At 60.7% G+C, this 24,893-nt stretch carries 27 protein-coding genes; 9 read left to right on the top strand and 18 right to left on the bottom strand.

Annotated elements, in window-relative coordinates; all coding sequences use genetic code 11:
- Nucleotides 1–151: 151 nt before the first annotated feature.
- The 3 genes from ASD99_RS13080 to ASD99_RS13070 form a co-directional block, all read right to left on the bottom strand.
- Complete coding sequence (locus tag ASD99_RS13080) at nucleotides 152–850, bottom strand: CBS domain-containing protein (RefSeq protein ID WP_056583832.1); 699 nt, start codon at nucleotides 848–850, stop codon at nucleotides 152–154.
- 131 nt (nucleotides 851–981) lie between these two features.
- Entirely contained in the window at nucleotides 982–1,449 is a 468-nt protein-coding gene (locus ASD99_RS13075; protein ID WP_244482783.1) for a DUF2231 domain-containing protein, read from the bottom strand.
- 120 nt (nucleotides 1,450–1,569) lie between these two features.
- Nucleotides 1,570–1,791, bottom strand: coding sequence for a hypothetical protein (locus tag ASD99_RS13070; RefSeq protein ID WP_057143888.1), 222 nt, complete (start codon nucleotides 1,789–1,791; stop codon nucleotides 1,570–1,572).
- Nucleotides 1,792–1,988: 197 nt separating this feature from the next.
- On the opposite strand from ASD99_RS13070, the gene ASD99_RS13065 reads away from it, so the two are divergent.
- From ASD99_RS13065 to ASD99_RS13055, 3 genes are read left to right on the top strand one after another with little or no spacing between them, the layout of a single operon-like run.
- Nucleotides 1,989–2,258 (top strand): PepSY domain-containing protein, encoded by a 270-nt coding sequence (locus ASD99_RS13065; RefSeq protein ID WP_244482782.1) that lies wholly within the window; start codon nucleotides 1,989–1,991, stop codon nucleotides 2,256–2,258.
- On the top strand, nucleotides 2,258–2,923 hold the full coding sequence (locus ASD99_RS13060; protein ID WP_056583819.1) for a response regulator transcription factor: 666 nt from the start codon (nucleotides 2,258–2,260) through the stop codon (nucleotides 2,921–2,923). The genes ASD99_RS13065 and ASD99_RS13060 overlap by 1 nt, the downstream gene beginning before the upstream one ends.
- On the top strand, nucleotides 2,923–4,266 hold the full coding sequence (locus tag ASD99_RS13055; RefSeq protein WP_057143887.1) for a sensor histidine kinase: 1,344 nt from the start codon (nucleotides 2,923–2,925) through the stop codon (nucleotides 4,264–4,266). The genes ASD99_RS13060 and ASD99_RS13055 overlap by 1 nt, the downstream gene beginning before the upstream one ends.
- A 7-nt stretch (nucleotides 4,267–4,273) precedes the next feature.
- Here the strand turns inward: ASD99_RS13055 and ASD99_RS13050 are convergent, their stop codons facing one another.
- The 3 genes from ASD99_RS13050 to ASD99_RS13040 are packed head-to-tail and all read right to left on the bottom strand — an operon-like array spanning nucleotide 4,274 to nucleotide 7,303.
- Nucleotides 4,274–5,785 carry an RnfABCDGE type electron transport complex subunit D gene (locus tag ASD99_RS13050; protein ID WP_057143886.1) on the bottom strand — a complete coding sequence of 504 codons (1,512 nt, stop codon included), beginning with the start codon at nucleotides 5,783–5,785 and terminating at the stop codon, nucleotides 4,274–4,276.
- Nucleotides 5,782–6,504 carry an FAD:protein FMN transferase gene (locus ASD99_RS13045; protein WP_244497725.1) on the bottom strand — a complete coding sequence of 241 codons (723 nt, stop codon included), beginning with the start codon at nucleotides 6,502–6,504 and terminating at the stop codon, nucleotides 5,782–5,784. Before ASD99_RS13045 ends, ASD99_RS13050 begins: the two co-directional genes overlap by 4 nt.
- 25 nt (nucleotides 6,505–6,529) lie before the next feature.
- Nucleotides 6,530–7,303, bottom strand: coding sequence for an FMN-binding protein (locus ASD99_RS13040; protein ID WP_244497723.1), 774 nt, complete (start codon nucleotides 7,301–7,303; stop codon nucleotides 6,530–6,532).
- Nucleotides 7,304–7,519: 216 nt separating this feature from the next.
- Between ASD99_RS13040 and ASD99_RS13035 the strand changes: the two genes are divergently transcribed.
- The 4 genes from ASD99_RS13035 to ASD99_RS13020 all read left to right on the top strand — a co-directional run bounded on the left by ASD99_RS13035 (nucleotide 7,520) and on the right by ASD99_RS13020 (nucleotide 10,972).
- Nucleotides 7,520–8,038 (top strand): cytochrome b, encoded by a 519-nt coding sequence (locus ASD99_RS13035; RefSeq protein ID WP_057143884.1) that lies wholly within the window; start codon nucleotides 7,520–7,522, stop codon nucleotides 8,036–8,038.
- 4 nt (nucleotides 8,039–8,042) lie between these two features.
- A complete protein-coding gene (locus ASD99_RS13030) occupies nucleotides 8,043–8,738 on the top strand; it encodes a VIT family protein (RefSeq protein ID WP_056583795.1) in 696 nt (231 codons plus the stop codon).
- A gap of 525 nt (nucleotides 8,739–9,263) precedes the next feature.
- Nucleotides 9,264–9,701 carry a pseudoazurin gene (locus tag ASD99_RS13025; protein ID WP_056583788.1) on the top strand — a complete coding sequence of 146 codons (438 nt, stop codon included), beginning with the start codon at nucleotides 9,264–9,266 and terminating at the stop codon, nucleotides 9,699–9,701.
- Nucleotides 9,702–9,796: 95 nt separating this feature from the next.
- A complete protein-coding gene (locus ASD99_RS13020; RefSeq protein WP_056583782.1) occupies nucleotides 9,797–10,972 on the top strand; it encodes an NnrS family protein in 1,176 nt (391 codons plus the stop codon).
- Between the two features lie 61 nt (nucleotides 10,973–11,033).
- Here the strand turns inward: ASD99_RS13020 and ASD99_RS13015 are convergent, their stop codons facing one another.
- From ASD99_RS13015 to ccoN, 10 genes are all read right to left on the bottom strand, one after another.
- Entirely contained in the window at nucleotides 11,034–11,900 is an 867-nt protein-coding gene (locus ASD99_RS13015; RefSeq protein WP_057143883.1) for an SUMF1/EgtB/PvdO family nonheme iron enzyme, read from the bottom strand.
- A 52-nt stretch (nucleotides 11,901–11,952) separates the two neighbouring features.
- Nucleotides 11,953–13,059 (bottom strand): copper-containing nitrite reductase, encoded by a 1,107-nt coding sequence (nirK, locus tag ASD99_RS13010; RefSeq protein WP_056583777.1) that lies wholly within the window; start codon nucleotides 13,057–13,059, stop codon nucleotides 11,953–11,955.
- Between the two features lie 185 nt (nucleotides 13,060–13,244).
- The gene (gene ccoS, locus ASD99_RS13005) at nucleotides 13,245–13,400 is read right to left on the bottom strand and encodes a cbb3-type cytochrome oxidase assembly protein CcoS (protein WP_057143882.1); all 156 of its coding nucleotides are present in this window, start codon (nucleotides 13,398–13,400) and stop codon (nucleotides 13,245–13,247) included.
- Nucleotides 13,397–15,685 carry a cation-translocating P-type ATPase gene (locus tag ASD99_RS13000; RefSeq protein ID WP_057143881.1) on the bottom strand — a complete coding sequence of 763 codons (2,289 nt, stop codon included), beginning with the start codon at nucleotides 15,683–15,685 and terminating at the stop codon, nucleotides 13,397–13,399. The genes ccoS and ASD99_RS13000 overlap by 4 nt, the downstream gene beginning before the upstream one ends.
- Nucleotides 15,682–16,179 carry a FixH family protein gene (locus tag ASD99_RS12995; protein WP_056583771.1) on the bottom strand — a complete coding sequence of 166 codons (498 nt, stop codon included), beginning with the start codon at nucleotides 16,177–16,179 and terminating at the stop codon, nucleotides 15,682–15,684. The genes ASD99_RS13000 and ASD99_RS12995 overlap by 4 nt, the downstream gene beginning before the upstream one ends.
- Nucleotides 16,176–17,741 (bottom strand): cytochrome c oxidase accessory protein CcoG, encoded by a 1,566-nt coding sequence (gene ccoG / locus ASD99_RS12990; protein ID WP_082583261.1) that lies wholly within the window; start codon nucleotides 17,739–17,741, stop codon nucleotides 16,176–16,178. The genes ASD99_RS12995 and ccoG overlap by 4 nt, the downstream gene beginning before the upstream one ends.
- 181 nt (nucleotides 17,742–17,922) lie before the next feature.
- Nucleotides 17,923–18,786 carry a cytochrome-c oxidase, cbb3-type subunit III gene (ccoP, locus tag ASD99_RS12985; protein WP_056583768.1) on the bottom strand — a complete coding sequence of 288 codons (864 nt, stop codon included), beginning with the start codon at nucleotides 18,784–18,786 and terminating at the stop codon, nucleotides 17,923–17,925.
- 2 nt (nucleotides 18,787–18,788) lie between these two features.
- A complete protein-coding gene (locus ASD99_RS12980; RefSeq protein ID WP_056583765.1) occupies nucleotides 18,789–18,938 on the bottom strand; it encodes a CcoQ/FixQ family Cbb3-type cytochrome c oxidase assembly chaperone in 150 nt (49 codons plus the stop codon).
- 12 nt (nucleotides 18,939–18,950) lie between these two features.
- Complete coding sequence (ccoO, locus tag ASD99_RS12975) at nucleotides 18,951–19,682, bottom strand: cytochrome-c oxidase, cbb3-type subunit II (RefSeq protein WP_056583763.1); 732 nt, start codon at nucleotides 19,680–19,682, stop codon at nucleotides 18,951–18,953.
- An 11-nt stretch (nucleotides 19,683–19,693) separates the two neighbouring features.
- Nucleotides 19,694–21,304: a cytochrome-c oxidase, cbb3-type subunit I gene (ccoN, locus tag ASD99_RS12970; RefSeq protein WP_057143880.1), complete on the bottom strand. Its 1,611-nt coding sequence runs from the start codon at nucleotides 21,302–21,304 to the stop codon at nucleotides 19,694–19,696.
- A 249-nt stretch (nucleotides 21,305–21,553) separates the two neighbouring features.
- Between ccoN and ASD99_RS12965 the strand changes: the two genes are divergently transcribed.
- The gene (locus tag ASD99_RS12965; RefSeq protein ID WP_056583760.1) at nucleotides 21,554–21,970 is read left to right on the top strand and encodes a hemerythrin domain-containing protein; all 417 of its coding nucleotides are present in this window, start codon (nucleotides 21,554–21,556) and stop codon (nucleotides 21,968–21,970) included.
- Here ASD99_RS12965 and ASD99_RS12960 read toward each other — a convergent pair.
- The gene (locus tag ASD99_RS12960; protein WP_056583759.1) at nucleotides 21,967–22,695 is read right to left on the bottom strand and encodes a Crp/Fnr family transcriptional regulator; all 729 of its coding nucleotides are present in this window, start codon (nucleotides 22,693–22,695) and stop codon (nucleotides 21,967–21,969) included. The two genes, ASD99_RS12965 and ASD99_RS12960, sit on opposite strands and share 4 nt — an antisense overlap.
- 154 nt (nucleotides 22,696–22,849) lie before the next feature.
- Between ASD99_RS12960 and hemN the strand changes: the two genes are divergently transcribed.
- Nucleotides 22,850–24,199 carry an oxygen-independent coproporphyrinogen III oxidase gene (gene hemN, locus ASD99_RS12955; protein WP_056583919.1) on the top strand — a complete coding sequence of 450 codons (1,350 nt, stop codon included), beginning with the start codon at nucleotides 22,850–22,852 and terminating at the stop codon, nucleotides 24,197–24,199.
- Nucleotides 24,200–24,212: 13 nt separating this feature from the next.
- Here the strand turns inward: hemN and ASD99_RS12950 are convergent, their stop codons facing one another.
- Entirely contained in the window at nucleotides 24,213–24,644 is a 432-nt protein-coding gene (locus ASD99_RS12950; RefSeq protein ID WP_056583756.1) for a potassium channel family protein, read from the bottom strand.
- Nucleotides 24,645–24,893: the final 249 nt, after the last annotated feature.

The following is a 24,893-nucleotide window of genomic DNA, read 5'->3' as shown; positions in this document are numbered from 1 at the left end:
GAGCAGATCAGCCTTGAGGAAGTCGTGACGTTCGTGGACGATCTGTTCTTTCTAGAAGCATTTCTGCTGTTTCGCAGGTGGACCTATCCTCCATGCAACGTCGAAACCCGCTGGCATGGCCGCTGGCGACACCAACCCGGTCGTGCCACCGCTACGAAACAAGGACGACGGACACGGGATCGGCGCAGAAGAGATCATCCTCGACAGCTTTGACGCCGGCGACGTTTTCGGCTGCTACAATGGCTGCCTGGCGCTCGCGTTCGTCGAAGATGGCGCCGCTCAGTTTCACCACGCCTTTGTTCACCGTCACGTTTATCAAGTCCTTGCCGGCCCATTTCTGTGTCGCTAGCTCGGTCATGATGTCCTGCCGAATCTGTTCGTCATCGATGGCTGAAGGGGCTGCATCAGGAAGGACGCTGAGCAATGCCCGCAGAAGATCAGAGCGGGTGATGATGCCGACGACTTTCCCAGCGTCGACGACCGGAATGCGTTTCACATGGTGCCGCGTCATGAGCTCGACGACCTCGGCGAGCGATGCGGTAGGGGATGCCGTGACCACATCTTGCGACATCACCTCCTCGATCCGTCGCCCATTGGCGTGGACATATTCATCGGCGGCCTTTCCGGGGCTGACGAGAAACTCCAGCCAGCGCGGGCGCTTGCGCTCCGTGCCCAGTTCCCCGCGACGCAAGAAATCTCCCTCGCTGACGATCCCCACCAGGGTGCCGTCGCCGCGAATGACGGGAAAGCCGCTGATCTTTTTGATGAGCATCATCCCGGCCGCCTCAGCGATCGATGCGGACGGATCTATGCCGACGACTGGCTTGCTCATTATGGCTTCGGCTTGCATGTTCGCTCTCCGGAGTTCTCCAAACCTCCGGCTTCTTAGAAGTCCCATGCATGAAGCGCCTTGATCTGAATCATTTTGCCACCGAGGCAAATGGTCCAAAGTCGAGATCGCGAATGACGGGCGCGTGCCCGTCACCCAGCGATTGCGGTCTTGGCGACATTCACGCCAAGTTCGTAGACAAGCAGTCCACCATAGTAGGCCGTCGCAGTGACCAACACCGCTCCGCCAATTTCAATCAGAGGAATGGTGATCGTCACAGCCCGAAACTCGCGGTTGCGTATCCAAAGCGCGAGCCTCACAAGTCCCCAGATCAGAAAGGCAAAGGCAGTGATACCCCCCAGGCTTTCGTGGATTTCCGCGATATCGCTGCTGAAGCCGGCCGCTTCGGCGTGATCCAGGGCAAGACCGCCGAAGAACCAGGTACCAATGGCGAACACTCCGGCAGCCAAGGCCACAAAAGTAGAGATCGTACCAGCGCCCGATTTCCCGGTGACGGCGCTGCCGCCAGCCAGCGCCACAAGGTCGATAGCCACAAGCGTGTAGATCAGAACAATAGGAAAATGAACAAGAATGGGGTGGATATGTTGAATGGGGACCACGAAGACTCTCCAGAAATTGGCAAGGGACCTTGGATAATTGCCGGCCTTGCAGCGAGCCTTGGCCGACGACATTTGCGAGCGTTATGTGCTGTAGTGGGCCACGCACTGCGAACGAGAGATCTAGTCGTTTTCGTCGGCCTCATCGCCCTGCCGGTCGTCACACGCATCGTCATCACCCTTGATGGCTTTCGGGGTGGTTGCGTCCTGCATCGGGATGGCCTGCAGGTCGATGGGGCCGGACGGGACAACAGACGGTGGCGCCCCACATGATCCTTCTTCCGATTCAGCGGCCGCCGGCAGGGCAAAGATCGTGAGGCCTGCAAGTGCTGCAAGGACAAACATTGAATTGCGCATGGTCTGGTATCCTTCTCGGCGCGGCCATGATTGGACGCGATGATGCCTTGATATGGACCCTTTGCTTGCTGCGGGCTGAGGATGACTGACAGCAAATTGAAAGCTTCAATGTGCGACATGCCTTGCCGATGAAAAGCCAGTTGAAGTGTTTGGCGGTGCTGGGTCTCGCTGGACTTGTCCTGGCCATGCCTCTCGCAACCCGTGCCGATGAGGACGACGACGGCGACCATGACCGGGCACGGGATTTGTACGAGCACGGCGAGATCAAAGGCCTTGCCGATATACTGGACGTTGTTCGCGCCAAAGCCCCCGGCGACGTTGTTGCGGTCGACCTCATCCGCCAGGCCAACAGATGGGTCTACCGGTTTCAGGTCGTCGGTGCCGATGGCCGGCGAAAGACTATCGACGTCGACGCCGGCGCCGGTGCCATCATGCGCGAGGGGGAGGGCGACTGATGAAGATCCTCCTGGCCGAGGACGAGCCTCGTATCGCGACCGATATCGCTACAGTCCTCAAGGCATCCGGAATGGCGGTTGATACCGTTCGCGATGGAGAGGCTGCCTGGTTCGCAGGCGATGTGGAGAACTATGATGCTGCGATCCTAGACCTCGGGTTGCCCAAGCTCGATGGTCTCACGATCTTGAAACGTTGGCGAGCCAACGCCCGCCGGTTCCCGGTTCTCATCTTGACCGCCAGGGGCATGTGGACGGAACGTGTCGAAGGCATCAATGCTGGCGCTGATGACTACCTCCCGAAACCTTTCGAAATGGAAGAGCTGCTTGCCCGGTTACGCGCAATCCTACGCCGCTCGACCGGGCAGGCCGCGCCAGTGCTCAAGTCGGGGCCACTGCTTCTGGACACACGCCAGATGCGCATTTCACTGCGCGGCATTCCCATTGCGCTTTCGCCGTTGGAATACCGGCTCATGGCGTTTCTGATGCATCATGCCGGGCGGGTGGTGGCGCCGACCGAACTAGCCGAGCATCTTTACGATTCAGGGAACGACCGCGATCCGAATGCGGTCGAGGTAATCGTCGCGCGTTTGCGTCGCAAGCTTGGGAGTGACGTCATCGAAACGAGGCGCGGGTTCGGGTACTTCGTCCCAGACGATACCCGCTGATGGGCAACTCGATCCGCTTCAGGCTCTGGTTGGCGGCAACGATTTCGATCCTTGTTGCTCTTGCCATCGCTGGTGTCGGACTGCGCTATCTGTTCGAGCTGAATGTCGAGCGGCGCGTTGTCAGCGAGCTGACCGTCGACCTGAACGACCTTATCGGCGCGACCAATTTCGCCGCCGATGGCCGTCTTTCGGTCCAGGCAACCCTGGCCGATCCGCGTTTCTCCATTCCCTTTTCCGGCCACTACTGGCAGGTGCAGGATACTGGTTCGGGCAACCTCGTCCGCTCGCGTTCATTGTGGGACGCGACGCTTGCTTTGCCTGATCACGCAACCAACGGCGAACTCAGGGAGATCAAGGAATTCAAAGGGCCACAAGGCGAGCTCACCATCGCCGTCGAGCGCACGATCATCGACGCCAGCGGCCGATCGTTTCGCGCCGTCGTGGCGGAAGACCATCAAACGGTGAAGGAATCCGTCGACGGGTATGTCCGCGACCTTGCACCAGCCCTCATTCTGCTCGCCATTGCTCTCATGGCGGCCTTCTTCATCCAGATCACCGTCGGTCTCGCGCCTCTGGAAACCTTACGGGTCTCGGTGAGAAACGTGATTGCACAACGAACTGCACGGCTTGAGGTGGCGGCACCAAGCGAAGTCCAGCCGCTCGCGGACGAAATCAATCGCCTACTCGATGCCCAGGAGAAGGCACTTGCGCGAGCGCGCTCGCGCGCCACCGATCTGGCGCACGGTCTCAAGACACCGCTGCAAGTCCTGTCGGCCGATATCCGCGCGTTGAGAAAAAAAGGCGAAACTGAGCTGGCCGATGAGATCGAGAAGAGCGCCGGAGCGATCCGGCGCCATGTCGAGCGGGAGCTCGCGCGCGCCCGCCTCGCGCCCGGCGTCTCCGGCAAGGCATCCTGCCTTGTGTCGGACGTGGCGGCCGGCGTCATTGCCGTGGTCAAACGGACACCAAGCGGCAAGCAGCTTTCATTCAAGCTGGATGTCGCGGAAAATCTGACGGCGCCGATCGACGAAGGCGACTTGTCAGAAATTCTCGGCAATCTGGTGGAGAATGCCGCGCGCTACGCAAAATCGTCAGTCCGTGTCGGTGCATCCATTGCCTGGGACGAGGTGACCGTCAGTGTTGCGGACGATGGCCCAGGTATACCGGATGTCGATCGGGAGTCAGCGCTGTCACGTGGTGTCCAGCTCGACAGCAAGGGCGGCAGCAGCGGTCTTGGCCTGGCCATCGTATCCGATATCGTCGAAGCCTATGGCGGACGTCTTGCCATGGCCAATGCCGATCCGGGTCTGGCGGTGGCCATTTCCTTGCCGCGACACAGTTGAGCATGCTTCAGGCGAAACCCGGGAAATAGTCGACCTTTATCTTCGAGCGGCGAATGCCCATGGCCAGCAGCTTCTGACGCAGCGCCTTGACCATCGCCTGCGGGCCGGAAATGTAGAAAGTGCGCTCGAGGTAGTCGGGTATAGCCAGACGTATCAGGCGCTCGTCGATGTATCCGGGATATTGCCCGCGCTCGCCCCCTCGCGCCACGGCGTGGATCGTCTTGATACCAAGTTCCTGCCGGGCGGCGCCAAGCACGTCGCGATAGGCGATGTCCTGCTGGCCTTCTGTTCCGTAGAGAATGACGATCGGTCGCCGCTCCTTGCGGTCGAGGAGATATTGCAGCATCGAGCGAAACGGCGTGATGCCGATGCCTCCGGCCAGGAACGCGATCTTGGTTTCACGCTGGGCGGGCAGAGTGAAGTTGCCGGCCAGTTGCGCGGCATGGATCGTGCTGCCTGGCTTCATGGTCATCAATTCGCGCTTGAAGGCACTTGATTGCGGATAGAACTTGACACCGAGACGGACTGTCTCCTCCGTCGGCGCAGAGGCGACCGTGAAATAGCGGCGGTTGCCGCGATTGTCGGCACGATCGAGGCCAAGCGTCCATTCGAGATACTGGCCGGCCTCAAAGGCGAGCTTGCGCGGCGACCGGAAGACGAAGTCAAAGCTGTCGACAGCCGATTGCTCGATGCGTTCCAAGGTCAGCACGAAGCGTCCCTTGGGGCCCGCCGCATAGGCAAACAGGTTGCCGGCAAGCAGCGCCAGTTCCGGCGTGAAATAGAACGAGCCGATATGGATGTTGGGAGCAAACAGAAAGCCGACGATGGCGGCAAAGGCGATACGCGGCCAACGCATCGTCGGCGCGGTCAGCGGCTCGGTCAGCATCACAAAGGCAAAGAACAGCAGAGGCGACGAACCCAGTGTCTCCGTGAGCGCGGTCCAGTATTGCGATGGATCCGTGGTTGCCAGGATGGTCGCCAGCGCCACGACAATGAAGGTCGAGACGAGGTCAAGCCGGCGCAGTTTGCGGACTATGAGCATGCCGCCGACGAGAACGAGCGGAAGCAACGGCAGATTGCCGCCAACCCACCAGGTGGCTGGTTGGTCGAGCAGCAGCGCCGACAGCGCCACGCCCAGAGCAGCCGGGTTGAAAAGGTGCTTCCGGCCGATCGCGAGAATGAATTTGGATGAAATCGCCCAGACGGCTGCGAATGCCATCGCCGCAATCCCCTTTATGTCCGTGACGGCAACCGGATCGAGAATGAGCGCCAAAATGAGCGCGGTGATGTAGACGGACTCGTTGTTGGCCGGGACTGCGAAGACAAGCGCAAAGACCTTGTTGGTGATCCAGCAGGCGGCCAGCGCAAGCGCTGTCGTGAAGGCAAGCGCAGTCGGATCATGTGGTACCAGCTTGACGAAGCCGAGCACGAACGCCGCGCCGACCAGCGCCATCAGATAGTAGAGGACCAGCCTGTACATGGTCAGGTGATCGAGAAATCGGTCGATGGTCTTGATCATTGCAGGCAAAGGGCTCCGAACCCGGTTGTCGGCGTTGCGCGGCCATTGGCGTCGACGAGATATCCCTCCAGGCCAGGTGTCTGCTCGACGAAAAGAATGCCGTCCCGACCCATGGCGAAGGCCGCGGTGGCGAAACGATCGGCTTCGAGCACATCGGCGCCGATCACGGTCAGGCTGACGATGTCCTGGATCGGACTGCCAATTCCATGCGGGTTGTAGATGTGTTGACCGCGGACATAGGTGCCGGAGGTAGCGACGCCGCGACCGCGGGGATAGACGATCTTTACGATCTCATCCGCGTTGAAGGGATTGCGGATGCCGACGCTCCAGTCATGGCCCGATGCATTCTTGCCGCCAGACTGGATATCCCCGCCCGCTTCGATGAAGAAATCGTTGATGCCGGCTCGCTGAACGATGCCTGCCGCATTGCGAATGGCCCAGCCCTTGACGATGCCGGAAGGGTCGAGCGACCCGTCGGGCTTGCGAATATCGAAGTATCCGGCCGTCTCGTCTTTCGTCTGTTTGGCAATGGCCAGCACCTCCATCATTTCGCTGCTCCAGTCGACGACCGGAATGTCGCTGCGGTTGATGGCAGCGATCTCGCTGTCCGCCCGATATGTGCTGAAGCGCCGGTCGATATGTTCGAAATAGCCGAAGACCGTATCGATCAGCTCAGCGTTCGACGCGCCGCCGATGTCGACCGTAATGGGCATTCCCATCAAAATGCGCGTTTCACGCATGGAACTAGGACGATGCTTTCTTCAGCGCGCCGCCTAGCGACTGGATGAAAGCCCTGCTGGTCAGCGTCGCGCCCGAAATAATGTCCACATTGGCGCTTTGGGCGCGGATCGCTTCGTCGCGCAGCATGGGCAGCGCCTGCCTGTTGATGCTGATGGAGGTGCGGCGATCGGAAGGATATTTCAGCACTTTCAGCGCCGTAAGCTGCCCGCCCTGCACGAGGGCCTGAATCTGGATGATACCGTAATAGGCATCGGCCGCGGGGCCGGTGTAGACGCCATCGGTATAGCCATGTGCTGCGAGCTTCGTGCCTGTACGGATGATGCGCGCTGGCGTCTCCGGGTATGCTGGCCTCGGCTGGGGGACCGGTATGTAGACGGCGGGAGTTATGGCGAAGGAAGGTGCTGGTAGCGCAGGATCGGAGTCAGCCGAAGCCACTTGCGGCGCTAGTGGCGTTGGCGACGGTTGTGGTGCCACCGGAGCCACTGTCTGCTTGACTGGTTCATTTGGCCGTTTGGCGAGCACTGCTATGGCAGCCGTCGTTTCCCGGGCAATCGGGAACCTTGTTCTGAGCCGGGCATCGAGAGGCGCCGGCGAGGTCCGAAGCATCGGCAAAGCCACAGCGGATCCGGGCTCTTTTGGCTGCACGGAAGGCGCTCCGGCTGCGTTGGCCGGCAGCGCTTCGCCGAGCATGTCGTTTGCCGGATTCTTGCCGGCCTGATCCCAGACATAGGCGCCGGAGGCGGCGATCACGAAAAGCGACAAGGCAATCTGTTTCATCGGAATTGTATTTCCACGTTGAATCTTGCAGGGCGGTTCATCGAGTCCGCTTCGGAGGCAATATCCCACGACCAAGCTGACAACTGGCTGTCAGCCGAGTTCGAACTGCGAGGGGATAGTGAAAGCGAGAGGGGAACGGTGAATTGACTTGTCCTAGATCAACATGGTCGCATATGCAGCAAGGTAGGAAGGTTCTCTCAAGCGAGGTAGCTGCCTATGACTGTTGCCAACGAGCCGGCCGGATACACTGGAACCCAGATATTTCTGCATTGGACTATCGCAGGGCTGGTCGTTCTGCAGCTTGTAATCGGTGAGGACATCAAGCCGGCTTACCGGGCGTTCTCGCGCGGCACCGAGCCGGCAGCTGGCGACATCCTCAACGCGAATATTCATGTCTATGTCGGTTTGGCCGTTCTGGTGCTGGCGATCTGGCGGATTGCAGTCCGTCTACGGCATGGTGTGCCGGCCGCGCCGCCCGAAGAAAGCGTCCTGCTGAAGCGGACTTCGGCGGTCGCCCATTTCCTGCTCTACCTGTTCATTTTCGGGATGCCGATTACCGGGGCGCTGGCATGGTACTTCAGCTTTCGAGTGATGGGTGAGATTCACGAACTCGCCAAGCCGGTGATCATCATTGTCGTTGGCCTCCATGCCGCGGCGGCGCTGTGGCAGCATTTCTATGTGAAATCGGACGTGCTGGTCAGGATGCTGCTCCCGGCGGCCCGGCGTATGGGGTGACACCGTGAGCCGCTTGCATGCTGAAAACCATCTCATCTCCCGCATCGGCTGGCTGCGAGCCGCCGTGCTCGGCGCCAATGACGGCATCGTATCGACGGCGAGCCTGATCGTTGGCGTGGCGGCAGCCAACGCCGCGGCCGCCGATGTTCTCGTCGCAGGTGTCGCCGGTCTGGTCGCAGGCGCGATGTCGATGGCGGCCGGCGAATATGTCTCGGTCAGTTCGCAGTCCGATACCGAACAAGCCGACCTTGCCCGTGAGAAAGGGGAACTGGCGACGCAGCCAGACTTCGAGCGACAGGAACTTGCGGAGATCTATGTCAAACGTGGCGTGGAGCCAACGCTGGCCCTGCAGGTCGCGGACCAATTGATGGCGAAGGATGCGCTCGGCGCCCACGCTCGCGAAGAACTTGGCATCTCCGAGGTGACGACGGCGCGACCGATCCAGGCTGCCTTGGCCTCGGCGGCTGCATTTTCGGTTGGCGCGGCCATGCCATTGGCGATGGTGCTTGTTTCGCCGGCCGCCTGGCTTGCCGCAACGGTGTCTGTCGCCTCGCTCCTGTTCCTGGCGGTTCTGGGCGCCATTGGGGCCAAAGCCGGCGGCGCCAATGTGTTAAGGGCAACTGTTCGCGTCACCTTCTGGGGGGCGCTGGCAATGGCGCTGACCGCCGGTATTGGTGCCGTCGTTGGTACTGCCATCTGACGGGTCTTGCGAACCGTCGATCCAGGCTGTGCCATGGGCACTTATCGTCCTTCGAAACAACCCGAGAGGGTTCAGCGCCAGTTCTATGAAGTTGCGAAAGTGCAACGAAGGCAGCGCGGGCGGGATATATCACGAGGCTTCGCAAATCGCGGGGACCCCATCGTGAAGGAACTCAGTTCGATCGGTCGGGACATGGTCGTCGACGAGATCATGAGAAAATGGCCGGCAACGGTGGCGGTGATGCTGAGCTACCGGATCGAGGAGTCCTTGGCGTAGTGTGACGATCGAGCGCCTTTGAGGATCTCGCTTTGCTCCTGGGGCTCCATCCCCTGGAAGAGGGGCAGCAGCGATATCAGCGATCGGTCCAGCGCAGCCAAGCGGATACCTCACAGCCCATGGTCCGCATCAGTCGTGCGGGAGACCTTTCTTGTCCCAAGTTTGCGCCAGCGCAAATTGTTCCCAGCCGCATCTGGCTAGATGGCGTGGAACGGCGCAATGCCGCGAACACGAACAAAGGACAAATCGATGAAACTCTCCATCCTCGCCGCCGCAATCTCCATCCTTGCGCTCGCTAGCGGCGCAAGCGCCGAAGAGCATGTGGTGCAAATGCTCAACAAGGGCGAAAAGGGCGCAATGGTTTTCCAGCCGGCCTTCGTCAAGGCAGCTCCTGGCGACACCGTGAAGTTCGTGCCGACCGACAAGACGCATGATGCCGAGTCGATCAAGGGCATGATTCCGGACGGCGCCGAGCCTTTCAAGGGAAAGCCCAGTGAGGAAATAACCGTCACGCTGACGAAGGAGGGCGTCTACGGTGTCAAATGCGCGCCCCACTACGGAATGGGCATGGTCGCGCTGATCGTTGTCGGCAAGCCGGTCAACCTCGATACCGCCAAGGCGGTCAAGCATCCTGGCAAGGCAAAAACGGTGTTCGCCGACCTGTTCACCCAGGTTCCGGCCAACTGAGGCATACAGTCTGCCTGCCATAGGCGAGGCGGGCGCGGGCCGGACGAACCGAGAGCGGCGGTTCATCCGGCCCTGTTCATTTGGAGACGCAGATCATGGGAATTCCACGCCTGCGGGCCTACACTGGGCCCGCATTTCTTTCCTACGGATTCAGGCCCTTCTTTTTCCTCGGGTCGCTGTATGCCGCGCTCTCCATTCTGCTTTGGCTGCCGATGTATGCCGGCGAACTCGATGCCCACAGTGCGTTCGCTGCCGTCGACTGGCACATTCACGAGATGCTGTTCGGCTATCTGCCGGCGATCGTTACCGGGTTCTTGCTGACCGCCATCCCGAACTGGACCGGCCGGCTGCCCGTGCAAGGCTTGCCGCTGCTGGCGCTGGTGGTCCTGTGGCTTGCTGGGCGTGCGGCTGTTTTCTTCTCGGCCGATATTGGCTGGGAAGCAGCGGCCGTGATCGATGGCTGCTTTCTGCTTGCTGTCGCTGCCGCGGCGGCCCGCGAGATCGTCGCGGGACGGAACTGGCGCAATCTCAAGGTGCTGTTGCCGCTTGCCGTCCTGGCGTGCGCCAACGGCATGTTCCATATCGAGGCGCACCTTCAAGGCACATCCGACATCAGCCGCAGGCTCGGTATGGCCGCGGCGATCGTGCTCATCTCGCTGATCGGTGGGCGCCTCATTCCGAGCTTCACGCGCAACTGGCTCGTTCGCGAAAATCCTGGCAGGCTGCCCGCGCCGTTCGGCCGTTTTGACATCGTATCGATAGCCATCTCTGCTATCGCGCTGGGAGCATGGACGTTCGCCCCCGACAACCACGCCTCGGGAATGCTTATGGCGGTCGCTGCAATCTGCCAGGCGTGGCGTCTGTCGCGCTGGGCTGGCGAACGCACGTTGCGGGATCCGCTCGTGCTCATCCTCCATCTTGCATATGCCTTCGTGCCGGTCGGCCTCGGCCTTATATCGGCTTCGATCCTTTTTCCTTCCGCCGTGCCAGCTGCTGCGGGGCTCCACGCGCTCGGAACGGGTGCGGTCGGAGCCATGACGCTCGCCGTGATGACCCGCGCAACGCTCGGACACACAGGAAGAACGCTCAAGGCTGGGAACGGCGCCTCGTTCATCTTCGTGGCCATCCTGCTCGCGGGAACATTGAGAATCCTGGCCGCTTTCTTCCCCTCAGGCGCGGTGATCGATATGGCCGGCGCCGCATGGGTGGCTGCATTCGCCGGCTTCCTGCTGATCCACGGAACCGCATTGACGACACCCAAGGCACGGTGAGGCGAGGGGCGGCGGGCGGGCTCGCGACGGTCGAGAAGACGTGGCCCGCTATTCCTGCTTTTCAGACGATGCCAAGCCCACCAAGGATCCGGCTTGCCCATCCCGAATGGTCACGGACCAATCTGAATCCCAGATTGTCGGGAGGCGTGCCGACGGCACAGCCTCCGCTTTTCCCGTCACTGACGAAGTTTGACATGTAGGCTCTGTGAAGCCCCTCAAGGACGTGGACGCCGCAATTGTCGACCGAACTTGCAACGCTTCCATCCGCGGCCAACGTGGTGCGGACATAGCAGGTCGAAGTCCACTCCCAGACGTTGCCGGAAAAGTCGGCGAGGCCTTGGGAGTTCACACCAAAAGAGCCACGGCTCCTGGGCAATGGGTCTGGTTTGCGGTTGAGGTCCACCTCGGCCTTGTAGCTGGTGAGCCATCGTCTGGCGGGGTTGCTGGCGTCGTTTTCGACACCCTCGAATTCCCCTGCGAACCGCTCTGCCGCGGCAAACGCCCACTCCTCATCGGACGGCAGCCGCCAGTCGTCGCCTGTCACTTCCGAATACCATTGGGCGTAGGCATTGGCGTCGAGATAGCTCACTCCGGTAACGGGAGCATTGCTCGGGATCGCGCGCGTCTCCTGTGCCGGCTGACAGCCGCCAGCCGACACGCAGTCCGCATAGTCCGACACGCTGACCTGATAGGTCATGATTTCGATGGGTTCGTGGAACTGTCGCCTGAGCCGGAGATTTGCTTGCGGGCGTCCGTTCCTCAAGAACTCGCCCGGCAGGGGATAGGTGATCGGACCGGGCACCAAGGTGACTGTCATGGCGGCAGGGTGGGGCTCGCGATGTCCGTTCCGGCCGATGGCGGTCAAGCCCATTGGAACCGTTGCGGCCGCCATGGCAACCGAGAAAACTTTGAGGATGAAAGGAGACATTGCTTTTGTCCATGCCCGGACAGCGACGCTATCCGGGCAGATTGGAGTGCCGTCAGTTGGTGGCGACGGGTTTAGGCGGCTCGACCTGCGTCATCAGGTCGTCATCCCACTCGCCCTCGACCATGAAGTGAGCGGTCGCTCCGAGTTCCACAGCCTCGATCAGATTGTGATTGACGTAGGCGTAGACACCCGGCTGCAGGAACGTATAGAGCGCCGAGCCAGCCGAGCCGCCGCGGATGAACCAGGTTTCCAGATCCTTGGCCGGCGGATTGGCGAATTTGCCCTGCTCCCAGACATAATCGCCGTGCCCGCCGATCAGATGCGGCCGCGTATCGCGGTTGGCCTGCGAATGGACGATCAACACGGTCTCGCCGACTTTCGCCTTCATGGCGTTGTCGCCGGTCAAGGATCCAACCTTGCCGTTGAACACGACATGCGTGGGGATCAGCCCACGCATCACCTTGACGATGTCGTCGTAACCGTCACCGGCCGATTCGTAGCTCTTGAAGTTGCCCTTGTCGTCTCGCGGAATATAGAAGTCGTTCTCGCCGATGTAGAAGATCTTGTCGTATTTGACCGGCTCGCCCTTGTCGTTCCTGAGCCCATCGCGCGGCAGGACCATGATGGCGCCGCTCATGCCGGAGACGACATGCCAAGGGATCATCGCGCCACCAGGCGCGCAGTGATAGACGAACGTTCCCGTTCGCGTCGCCTTGAAGCGCAAGGTCACCTGTTCGCCGGGATTGATCAAGGTGAGGGCGCCGCCGCCCAGCGCACCGGTCGAAGCGTGGAAGTCGATGTTGTGGGCGAGGGAGTTGGTATCGGGATTGATGAGCGTCAGCTCAAGATAGTCGTCCTGATGCACGACCATGAGCGGACCGGGGATCGAGCCATTGTAGGTCATCGCGTTGAGCTTTGTACCATCGGCATCAATGATCATTGGCTTTTCCTCGATCGTCATGGTGAACTCGACGATCTTCGGTCCACCCTTGGCGACTTGATCGTGCGGATGCACGAAAGGTGGTGCCACGAGCTTGATCTTCTCTCGGGCGAGCCCTCGAATATCTGCCTTTGTCACAGTTGCCGAAAATGCCGGCAGTGCTGCCACGGCGGCAGCGCCAATCGCTGCACCGAACAGAGCTTCGCGTCGCGTGATCATTTCAGTCTCCTGTCTCTCAACCGTTGTGGATGAGGAGAACCTAGATGACCTGACGCAGCGTTTCTTTGCGCTGCCGCAAATTGATGGAGTTAATTTTGGGAATGCTAGAGCCTCGAACACATCGATCCAGCGCGTCATAGTCAAGGCGGAGAATGTCGTGGTCCGGTTATTTTGCCAGCGCTTGGCTAGCGGCCGAGCTTATCTTCCCGATCGATAAGGATCCGCTCGGCGGCGCCGTCCAGATCTTCGTACTGGCCACTCTTCAAAGCCCACAGGAAGCCCCCCAGGCCAAGCGCACCAAGGAAGAGGGCCACAGGTATGAGGTAGGCAAGGGTTGTCATGAGGATTGGGCCAATTTGGTGATGTTGGAACGCCTGTCGCGCCGCACATTTTTCGCCGGTGAATTTGGCATGGAAGTCTGCAATCTTAGCGCGTTCCCAATGACAAGGAGCGATGAGGCGGACATGGCGATCGCCGCTATCAATGGCGTGACGTGCCCCAGGATGGCGATCGGCACGGCGACGGCATTGTAGACGATCGCAATCGCGATGTTCTGGCGGATCAGATTTCCCGCCTTGCGCGAGACGTCCAGCGCGAGAGGCACTGCCAGAAGGCTTTCGCGCAGGAATACGAAGTCGGCCGCATTGCGGCCAATGTCGGCGGCGGTGGCCGGTGCGATCGAGACATGCGCCGCGCTCAGTGCGGGCGTGTCGTTCAGGCCGTCGCCAACCATCAGAACCTTGTGTCCGTCTTTCGTCATGGTCTCGATGCGCTCGACCTTGCCGGACGGCAGCAGGCACGGAACGAAGTCGTCGACACCCAGCATTTCTGCAACTTCGCCGCAGGCGCCGGCTGTATCGCCCGATAGCATTTCCACCGACACTCCGGCGTCGTTCAATTGCTCGATCGCCGCCCTGGCGCCCGCACGCAGCGCATCCTCAAAATCGAACGTGGCGACAATGAACCCATCCTTTGTCAGGACCGTTCCGCCATAGCCATGTTTGCCTTCGCCACCGGTCCGAGCCTTCCATCCAGCCCATCCGCGTCGGCCCAGCCGCCAGGTGCTTCCGGCATCAGTGGCCTCGATTCCAAATCCCGGGTGCTCGTTGACGGCATCGAATTTGTGTTGCCTGCCAAGAGCGGCAAAGCCGGCTATGGCCTTTGAAAATGGGTGGCGGGAATGCGCGGCCATGTCTGCGGCGATTGCCAGCATGCCCGGATCGATCGACGCCGCATTGACCAGCCGGGGCTGCCCGAGCGTTAGCGTTCCGGTCTTGTCGAACACCGCTGTGTCAATTGTCGCCAGGCGCTCCATGGCCGAACCATCCTTGACCATGATGCCGTTCTCGAACAGGCGCCGCGCCGCGACCACCTGAACGATCGGCACGGCAAGGCCGAGCGCGCATGGGCATGTGATGATGAGAACGGCAATGGCTATTGTGATCGCCCGGTGCCAGTCGCCGGTCGCCGCCATCCAGCCAAGGAATGTCGCTAAAGCGGTTAGATGAACCACTGGAGCATAGAGCGCTGAAACGCGATCGGCGATCCGGCGATAGTGCGCGCGACCGCCCTCCGCGGCCTCCATCAGGCGAACCATTTCCGCCAGGAACGAATCTTTCGCGGCAGCTGTCGCCTCGATCGTCAGCGAGCCGGTAAGATTGAGTACACCGGCCTGCACGGTTTCACCAGGCGCCACGTTTCTGGGCGTGCTCTCGCCGGAGACCAGCGAGTAGTCCAGATCCGTCGCCCCATGAATGATCTTGCCGTCGACGGGAATCCTTTCGCCGGCTGCGACGAGCAGCTGCATTCCCGGTTCGATCTCGCCAACCGGCAGATAGTCGCGCGCGCCGTCGCCGCGCAGCACCATGGCGCCACGTGCGGCCAGCTGTGAGAGCCCTTTTATGGCGGTCCGCGCACGCTCTCGCATCACGTGGTCGAGCGTGCGGCCGATCAGCAGGAAGAACAGCAGCGATACCGACGCGTCGAAATAGGCGTGGTCGCCATGGTTGATCGTCTCGTAGAGGCTCATGGCGTAGGCCAGCGAAACGCCAACTGCGATCGGCACGTCCATGTTCATGCGACCGTGGCGCAGCGCGTTCCAAGCCGAGCGGAAGAAGATGCCGCCGGCGAAGGCGAGGGCAGGAATGGCGATCAGCGCCGAGACCCAATGAAACAGGTCGCGGGTCGCGCCTTCAGCGCCGGACCAGACCGAGACCGAAAGCAGCATGATGTTGCCCGCCGCAAAGCCGGAGACAGCGACGGCGCGGATCAACTCTGAAAGCGTCTTGTCCTTGTTGCCGACCTCCGGGTCGAACAGATGAGCCTCGTAGCCCAGTCGCCCCAAAACAGCGACGAACGGTGGAACCTGGTCGCCTCGCCACCTGACCGCGACCCGTTTCGTCGACAGGTTGACGCGAGCACCCTCGACGTTGTCGAGCTTTGCCAGCGCTGTCTCGATCGCTTGGATGCAGGCCGCACAATGAACCGTCGGCACTGAAAGGTCGGTCTGGCGAAGATCATCGCCAAGCGATCGGCTTGCCAGCCTGATCTCCTGGCTAGACGGTAGGACCGAAGTGGTGCTGACGAGATCCAGCGCCATTTCAGCGCCCGGTGCACAACAACTCATTGCAGTGATCCATTGGAAATCATGATCCTGCGGACGTCGCGGTAGGGTTCATCCAGACCGGCATCGGCGTCGACTTCGATAATCCAGACGCCATCCTTCGGCATGTGCTGCGCGGCGAATTCCTCGCCGGAGGCGTGGGCGAGCGTGACGGACTTGTCCTCTTTCTCGTATGCGGGATGTCGAAACAGCACCTTGACGCCATGCAGGGGAACCGGCTTGCCGGCGGCATCGGTGAGGCCATAGCGGACCTCGCCCCATGCGATGGTCAGCTTGCCGGTCCAGCCAAGTGCTGCCTGCGCGCGACCCTCCTCGGCCTTCTTGTTGAATTGCTGGCTAGCCACATAGGTGTTTTCGACGACAAGGCCGGTCCAGCTCGTGTTGGCGAGCGTGGCCATGGTCAGATTGACCGCGATGACCACGCCGAAGAAGGCAAGGATGGTGAACAGCATGTGCCTGCCTGTGAATTCGCGGGTTTTTTGAGTTCTGGCGCTCATCTGGCAGTCTCCGGCGCGTTGAAGGTGGCGGTGTATTCGTCCGCCTCGAAGCTCGACTTGTCCTCGACACGGAACGTGAAGGTTTGCGCTGCGCCATGGATTTGGTCGGCCGGCTGGCGTACGAAGACCTTCAGCATTTTCAGGCGATCGGGCTCGACCGGGATGGCGAAGGAGCGGCCCGCCTTTACGTCGTCCCCGACCACGCTCATTTCGCCCCCTTGCAAGCCTTGCATCGTGACAACAATGGTCCTTGGCTCGGGGATCATGTTGAGCAGCTTGACGGTGTAGCCGTTGCGGATGGAGCCGTCGGACAGGGTGACGAATTGTGGGTTGCGGTCATGCAGCACGTTGACTTCGAGCCGATCGCGCGTCAGCAGCGAATAGAGCAGACCCAGGCCGATCAACGACCACATACCCATGTAGACGTAAGTGCGTGGCCGGAAGATCTTGCGAATATGGAAATGCGCCACCTTGTCGGAAAACAGGCCATCAGCGGTCCTGACCAGCGACGGGTTGACTGAACTGGAGCCGCCCGCGGTCGCCAGCATCATGTTGGCGTTGTAATCGGAGAGCGTCGCGTAGGAAATCAGTCCACGCTCCCTGCCGAGCTTGTCCATGACGCCGTCGCAGGCGTCGATGCAAAGCGCGCAGGTGATGCATTCGAGTTGCTGGCCATCGCGAATGTCGATCCCCATCGGGCAGACCGCGACACAGGCATTGCAGTCGACGCAATCGCCGACGGACTGCCCTGCAGCTTGCACCTTCTTCGCATGACGCGAACGCGGTTCGCCGCGCCAGTCATTATAGGTGACGGTGAGCGAATTTTCGTCGAGCATCGCTGCCTGGATGCGCGGCCATGGGCACATATAGGTGCAGACCTGCTCGCGCATCAGCCCGCCAAACGTATAGGTCGTCGCCGTCAGCACGGCGACAGTGATGTAGGCGACGGGTGCCGCGGTGCCGGTGAAGAGTTCGCCAACCAGCGTCGGCGCATCGGCAAAATAGAAGACCCAAGCGCCGCCGGTCGCAGCCCCTATGACCAGCCAGATGGCGTGCTTCGATACCCGCAGCGCAAGCTTGCGGGCGGTCCAGGGGCCGGCATCGAGTCTCATGCGTGCGTTGCGATCACCCTCGATGGCGCGCTCGACGACCAGAAACAAATCGACCCATACGGTCTGCGGACATGTATAGCCGCACCAAGCCCGGCCAACTGTCGACGTGATCAGGAAAAGACCGACGCCGGCCATGATCAAAAGGCCGGCCACATAATAGAATTCCTGCGGCCAGATCTCGATGAAGAAGAAGTAGAAGCGCCGGTTGGCGAGATCGAGCAGCACGGCCTGGTCCGGGGCAAACGGGCCACGGTCCCATCGCAACCACGGGATCAGGTAGTAGATGCCGAGTGTGATCGCCATCACCAGCCACTTGAACCGGCGAAAGCTTCCCGTTGTCCGTTTCGGGAATATCTTCTTGCGCGCGGCATACATCGGCTGGCGCACTTTGGCGGAGTTGACCGCTTCGGCTTCGAGCCGCTCTACCTGCGTATTGTCCAGCACATGCATCTCCACTCGCGCAGGCGACAATCTGCCCATGCCTAGGCTGTCAGCGTGGGCAAGTCTTGCCGCGGGGCGGGGGCTGGCGCGTTGATGCAAGTCAATCGCCGGTGCCGAATACAGGTCGAGGCCCGGCATGGCCGGGCCTCGTCGCTTGGCTGGCGAAGGGCCGGGAACAGGTCCCCGCTTCCTATTCCCCACCACCAAGCGAATGGATGTAGACGGCGAGTTCCTTGACCTTGGTCTCGCCCAGGCGTGCGCCCCAGGCCGGCATGACGCCCTGTTTCGGCGCACGGACCTGCGCGGCGATGGCTGCTTCGCCGGATCCATAGAGCCAGATCGCATCGGTCAGATCTGGGGCGCCGAGCTCCTTGTTGCCTTTTGCGTTGGCACCGTGACAGGCGACGCAATTCTCGGCAAAGACCTTGGCGCCAGGCTCGATGAGGCCGGCATTCTGGACCTTTCCCGACAGGCTGGCGACGTAGGCGCTCACCTGAGCGATCTGGTCGGCGGTGATGATGTCGCCAAAGGCGGGCATTTCCGACAAGCGCGTATCCGGATCGGAGGCGAAGCGGATGCCATGCGTGATCGTCTGCTGGATCTGCTCGGCTTTGCCGCCCCAAAGCCAGTCGTCGTCATTGAGGTTGGGAAAGCCCTTGGAACCCTGGGCGCCGGAGCCATGGCATTGGACGCAATTGACCTTGAAAGCGGCGCCACCGGCGGCGATTGCGAATTCGCGCAAGCCATCGTCCGCGGCGATCTCCGAGACGCTCTTGGACTCGACCGCCGAGATATATTTGCCCTTGGCGGCTTCAGCCGCAGTCAACTCGTTCCTGACTTCGTTGCGGCTGGAATAGCCGAGCACACCTTTTGTTGCCGAGTGCAGCAGCGGCCATGCCGGATAGGCGATGGTGTAGCCGATCGCCCAGACAATGGTGATGTAAAACGTGATGACCCACCAGCGCGGAAGCGGGTTGTTCAGCTCCCGGATGCCATCCCATTCGTGGCCGGTGGTCGAGATGCCAGAGATTTCATCGAGATGCTCGTCGCTCATGATCACTCGTCCTCAAGGGGAATCCGGGCAGCTTCATCGGCCAGCTTGCGGCTGCCGGGGCGGAGCGCGAATGCAATTGCGGCGACAAAGAAAAGGGCCATGGCGACCAGACCCCAGCTGTCCGCGAATTCTCGCATCAGATTGTAATCCATGGATAAAACTCCTCAGCGGAAACCGGCGGCTTCGTCGTAGTTCTTGAAATCGACCAGCGTCCCGAGCATCTGCAGATAGGCGACGAGGGCATCCATCTCGGTGACCTGTTGCGGGTTGCCGTCGAAGTCGCCGATCTTGGCTTTGGGGTAGCGGGCTTCGAGGCCGGATGTGTCGGCGTTGGGGTCGGCCTGCGCCATCAAATCAGCATTTGCGTGCGCGATCATGTCGTCGTCGTAGGGGACACTGACACGCCGGTTGGCGACCAGATGCGTCGAGAAATCCTTCACCTCGATCGGCGCGTCTTTCAGGAAGGCATAGCTCGGCATGATCGATTCCGGCACCACGGAACGTGGATCGGAAAGATGCGCGACGTGCCATGCATTCGAATAGCGGTCACCTACTCGGGCGAGGTCCGGCCCGGTGCGCTTCGATCCCCACTGGAAAGGATGATCGTACATCGACTCGGCAGCCAGACTGTAGTGGCCGTAGCGCTCGACTTCGTCGCGGAACGGCCTGATCATCTGGCTGTGGCAGAGGTAGCAGCCCTCGCGCACATAGATATTGCGCCCGACAAGTTCGAGCGGCGAATAGGGCCGCATGCCTTCCACCTTCTCGATCGTGTTGTCGAGATAGAAGAGCGGTGCGATCTCGACGATGCCGCCGACGGTCACCACAAGGAGGGAGCCGACGAGAAGAAGCGTAGCGTTCTTCTCGATCAGTGCGTGTCTGTCCATCAAGCCCATTTTCTGGCTCCTTATTCGGCAGGCTGAAGGGCGGGAACGGAGCCCGGCATCGGCTCCTCCTCGCGCTGGTATCCGAGGATGGTCATGGCGATGTTCCAGGCCATGATCAGGGCGCCCGAGAGATACATGGCTCCGCCGATGGCGCGCATGACATAGTAGGGGTGCATGGCGGCGACGGTTTCGGCGAAGGAATAGACCAGGAAGCCCTGCTCGTCGTATTCTCGCCACATCAGGCCCTGCATGACGCCGGACACCCACATGACGGCGGCGTAGACGACGATGCCGAGTGTCGCCAGCCAGAAGTGCCAGGTGACGAGCCTCAGCGAGTAGAGCCGTTCACGGTTCCAGAGCTTCGGCACCATGAAGTAGATTGCGCCGAACGAGATCATGCCGACCCAGCCGAGTGCGCCGGAGTGCACGTGGCCAATGGTCCAGTCAGTATAATGCGACAGCGAATTGACCGCCTTGATCGACATCATCGGACCTTCGAAGGTCGACATGCCGTAGAAGGCGATGGCCATAACCATCATGCGGATGATGGGATCTGTGCGGAGCTTGTCCCAGGCGCCGGACAGCGTCATCAGGCCGTTGATCATGCCGCCCCATGACGGCATCCACAGCATGATCGAGAACACCATGCCGAGCGTCTGTGCCCAATCGGGCAGGGCGGTGTAGTGCAGGTGATGCGGCCCGGCCCAGATGTAGAGAAAGATGATCGCCCAGAAATGGATGATCGACAGCCGATAGGAGTAGACTGGCCGGTTCGCCTGCTTGGGCACGAAGTAATACATCATGCCGAGGAAGCCGGCGGTCAGGAAGAAGCCGACGGCGTTGTGGCCATACCACCACTGCGTCAGGGCGTCCTGGACCCCGGAAAAGGCGGAGTAACTCTTGGAGCCCAGGAACGAGGCCGGCATCGACAGGTTGTTGATCACATGCAGCATCGCGATGGTCACGATGAAGGAGAGATAAAACCAGTTGGCGACGTAGATGTGCGGTTCCTTGCGTTTGAAGATCGTGCCCAGGAACAGGATCAGATAGGCGACCCAGACGATGGTCAGCCAGATGTCCACATACCATTCGGGTTCGGCGTATTCCCGGCTCTCGGTGATGCCGAGCAGATAGCCGGTCGCGGCCATGACGATGAAAAGCTGGTAACCCCAGAACACGAACCAGGCGAGATCGCCGCCGAACAGCCGCGCGCGGCAGGTGCGTTGCACGACGTATAGTGACGTGCAAAGCAATGCGTTGCCGCCGAAAGCGAAGACGACGCCCGACGTATGTAGTGGCCGCAAACGGCCGAAGTTGAACCAGGGCTGGATGTTGAGATCGGGGTAGGCGAGCTGCAAGGCGATGACCACGCCGACCAGCATACCGACGACACCCCAGAACATGGTGGCGATGGCGCCGTAGCGGATTGGACCATCCATGTAAGCGGATGGGTCGATCGGAGCGGCAGCTTCGAAGCTCGTGTTGCGGATGAGGATGCCGACAAAACCGAGCAACACAAAAAACAGCACCCACATGTGCTGTCGAAATGCCTCGTCCATGCCGAAGCCCGCGGCCACCAGGGCCGCAAATGTGAAAAGGCTCAAAGCGACGATTTCTGTGCCGAACTTCATGAGATATCCCCGACCTCGGATTCCGATGCGCGGACGCCGATCCACGTGGGACACCAATTCAGCAGCCGCGTTGTCGCCGCCTTGATCCATGTCAAAGCTCAACCCCATCTGATTGGGCAGCGTGCTCTTGCACATGAACGGAGGCCACCGTTGAGCCGGAAGAATGGGCCGGGATCGTCGCTGCTCAAAGCAGGCGATGAAAACCCCGCAGCAACTGATCGATCCAGCAGGGAAGTGGTCCCGGCCGTGATGAAGCGCGCGCACAGGGAAAAGCTGCAGCTCTGCGACGCCCTGGAAAGAATCGCGGACGCCTTGCCCAGCGTCGATCGAATGAAGTGCCTCGGCGCGGCCAACGCGATCGTTCCGCTGCTGCGCAACATTCATCAATACGAAGAGGCGGTCATCTTTCCTGCTTACGAGGACGCTGGGGCCGGCAGCAATGCGAACCTTGCCTCAACCCGGCGATTGCGGGCCGAACATGTGGAAGACGAATGCTTTGCCGGTGAGGTGACCGAAATTCTGCTGGCCATCGGTCATGGCGAGACGGTCGGGAACCCCGAAGCCATCGGTTTCATGTTGCGCGGCCTGTTCGAGAACTTGCGCCGGCACATCGCGTTTGAACGCGAGCATGTCCTGCCGATGATCGGGATCGTCGACCGAGACTAGGCGCCGGAGCGGCTCGCCAACCGAGCAAGGCTGTCCACAGTCACATGGCGGTTGTTGTCGATCTGGATCACGCCGTCTGTCCGCAGCCGGGTCAACTGGCGGCTCACCGTCTCGATCGTCAGGCCGAGGAAATCGGCGATGTCGGCACGCGTGAGCGGTAGCTCGAAGCTCGTCGCATTGGTGGCTGGATCGAGCGTGGGATCGATGTTTCTGGCGATCATCAGCAGAAAACTCGCCACTTTTTCAGCGGCGGTCTTGCGTCCCAGCGTGACCATCCAGTCGCGGGCTTCGTCGAGTTCGTTCAGTGTCTGCTTGAGCAGGCGATGCTCGAGGTCCGGCGATTGCCTCATCATCCTTTCGATGGACGCCCTTGGAAACGAACACAGCGAGACGGCCGTTGCCGCTTCCGCGTTGATCGCGCTTTCCACCTTGAATGGACGCCCCAGAAAATCGGGGGCGAACTGAAGCCCGACAATCTGCTGGCGCCCGTCGGAAAGACTCTTTGTCAGCTTCACCACGCCGGAAAGCACGTTCGAATAGCTATCGACGGTCTCGGCGTCGCCGATTAGTTCTGCCCCCGATTCGATCGTGTGCTTCGATGAGGTCTTGGCGAGCCCGACCAATTGATCGGGATCGAGCGCGCCGCAGACGCCACGGTGGCGTGCTTCGCACGATTGGCAAAGCACGGGAATGCCGGTGCTGTGAACATCCTGACGCACTGTCATCATGATCGTCCGAGGACCCAAATGCCGGCAAGATAGCATCGGCGGCAGGAAAATCCTTGCGGCAGTTTGTCCGTGGATGGCTTTGACCGAAATCAAGGCTGCCGACGTCCAATGGGACCAATGTCGTGCCATGCAAGGCGGAGCGGATAGAAACATGCGGCCAGAATTAGTTGCCAGACTTGGTGAGAACGTGCCGCGCTACACGAGCTACCCGACGGCGCCGCATTTTAATGCAAGCGTTGACGCTGCCGTTTGTCGTGACTGGCTGCAGGCGCTCGACGAGGGTGCCGAGATCTCGCTCTATCTTCACATCCCCTACTGCGACAAGCTCTGCTGGTTCTGTGCCTGCCATACCAAGCAGACACGCCACTACGAACCGGTGACCACATATCTGCGGTCACTGCATGCCGAGATCGCAACGGTCGCCAGTCTTGTCGCAGGAAAGGGCCGCGTGCGTGCCGTCCATTTCGGCGGCGGTTCGCCGACGATGCTCAAACCGGAGGACATGGTGGCGCTGGGAACCGTCCTGCGCAACAGCTTCGCGTTCCTTCCCGGCGCCAAGATCAGTGTCGAAATCGAACCCAACGATATGGACGATGCCCGCCTCGACGCGCTTGCCGAAATCGGCATGACAAGGGCGAGCCTCGGCGTTCAGGACTTCGATCCGAAGGTGCAAAAGGCGATCAACCGCGAGCAGACGTTCTTGCAGACCAAGACGGTTGTCGACGGCGTTCGTTCGCGTGGCGTCGAATCCGTCAACCTCGACCTGCTCTACGGACTGCCGCACCAGACCAGGGAGAGCGTTGCCTCCACGGTCACGCAGGCACTGACCCTGGAACCGGATCGGATCGCGCTTTTTGGCTACGCGCATGTACCATGGTTCAAGAAACATCAGACGATGATCGACGAGGCCTGGTTGCCGGGTCCCGCGGAGCGCTTTGCCCAGTCGCAACTGGCCGCGCAAGCGATCGTGGACAATGGATACGAAGCAATCGGGCTCGACCATTTCGCCAAACCGGGCGATGCGCTGGCGCTGGCGGCACGCGCCGGGACTTTGCACCGGAATTTTCAGGGCTACACCGAGGATCGTTGCGAAACCTTGATCGGCCTCGGCCCATCGTCCATCAGCCAATTTCGGCAAGGCTATGCACAGAACATGCCTTCGACCTCCGAGTATGGGCGCATGGTCGCAGACGGCGGGTTGGCCGCGGTCCGTGGGATTGCGTTTTCCGATGACGACCGCGTTCGCGGCTGGATCATCGAGCGGCTGATGTGTGACTTCGGCTTCTCCGCGATCGATCTGGTGGAGCGCTTTGGCGAAGCCGGTCAAAGGCTTCTCGTCAAAGCGAGTTCCACAGCCCTTCACGATCCTGCGCGGTTGCTTGAACTTGACGGTGACCGCTTCGTCGTGCCGGCGGAAAGCCGGCCCTTTGTCAGGAGCATCGCGGCAAAGTTCGACAAATATTTCGAAACCGGCAAAGCCAGGCATTCGGTGGCGGTCTGAGCATTGGCTCCCGTCAGAAATGTTCGCCGGCCTTGAACGGGCCGATGCGGGTGCCTGCCGCGATCAGATAGGCGGTCGACCAGCCGATTAGCAAGAACCCGTTTACGCCCTCCAGCGCCGCCAGGACACGCCACCCATGGGCGGGCACGATGTCGCCGTAGCCGACGGTCGAAAAGGTAATGGTCGAAAAGTACAGTGCGGTTTCGAAGTCGGCGAAGATATCCAGCAACCGGTATAGTCCTGCCCAGAGCCAGACCTCTGCGGTCATGACGGCAAAGAGTCCCATCACCACGCTGACCATCGCGACGATACGGCTGCGGCGTCCGTGCATGCGAAACCGGGCGACCAGGTGTCCCATCGCGTGTGTAATGGCGATCAGACCAAAGGTATGGATCAAGACCGTCAGGCTTATGACGACAGTGCCGATGAGCAGATTGAGAATCATGCGCGGAGTGTAGCCGTCGTGAGCCTTTCGTCCTTGTGTGAGATCAATCTGAATACCGACGAAGGTCGGAAAGCGCGGAAGCTTCTGAAACGGAAGCTGACACTCAACTCTTCAGACTGAATCTCAGATTTCGGCCATTTCGTCGTTAGGGCAGGCATGCCCAACGACTGAAGGTCTGCGAAATTCGCCGTACTTATTTCGCAAAAATCCTGCAAAAAAGTACGGCGTCAATTCGCCAAGTATTTGAAA

Source organism: Mesorhizobium sp. Root695 (genome assembly GCF_001428185.1).
In the GTDB taxonomy this organism is placed as follows: Bacteria; Pseudomonadota; Alphaproteobacteria; order Rhizobiales; family Rhizobiaceae; genus Mesorhizobium.
Note: the sequence above shows the minus strand (reverse complement) of the source record. Positions and strands in the feature narration are given on the sequence as shown.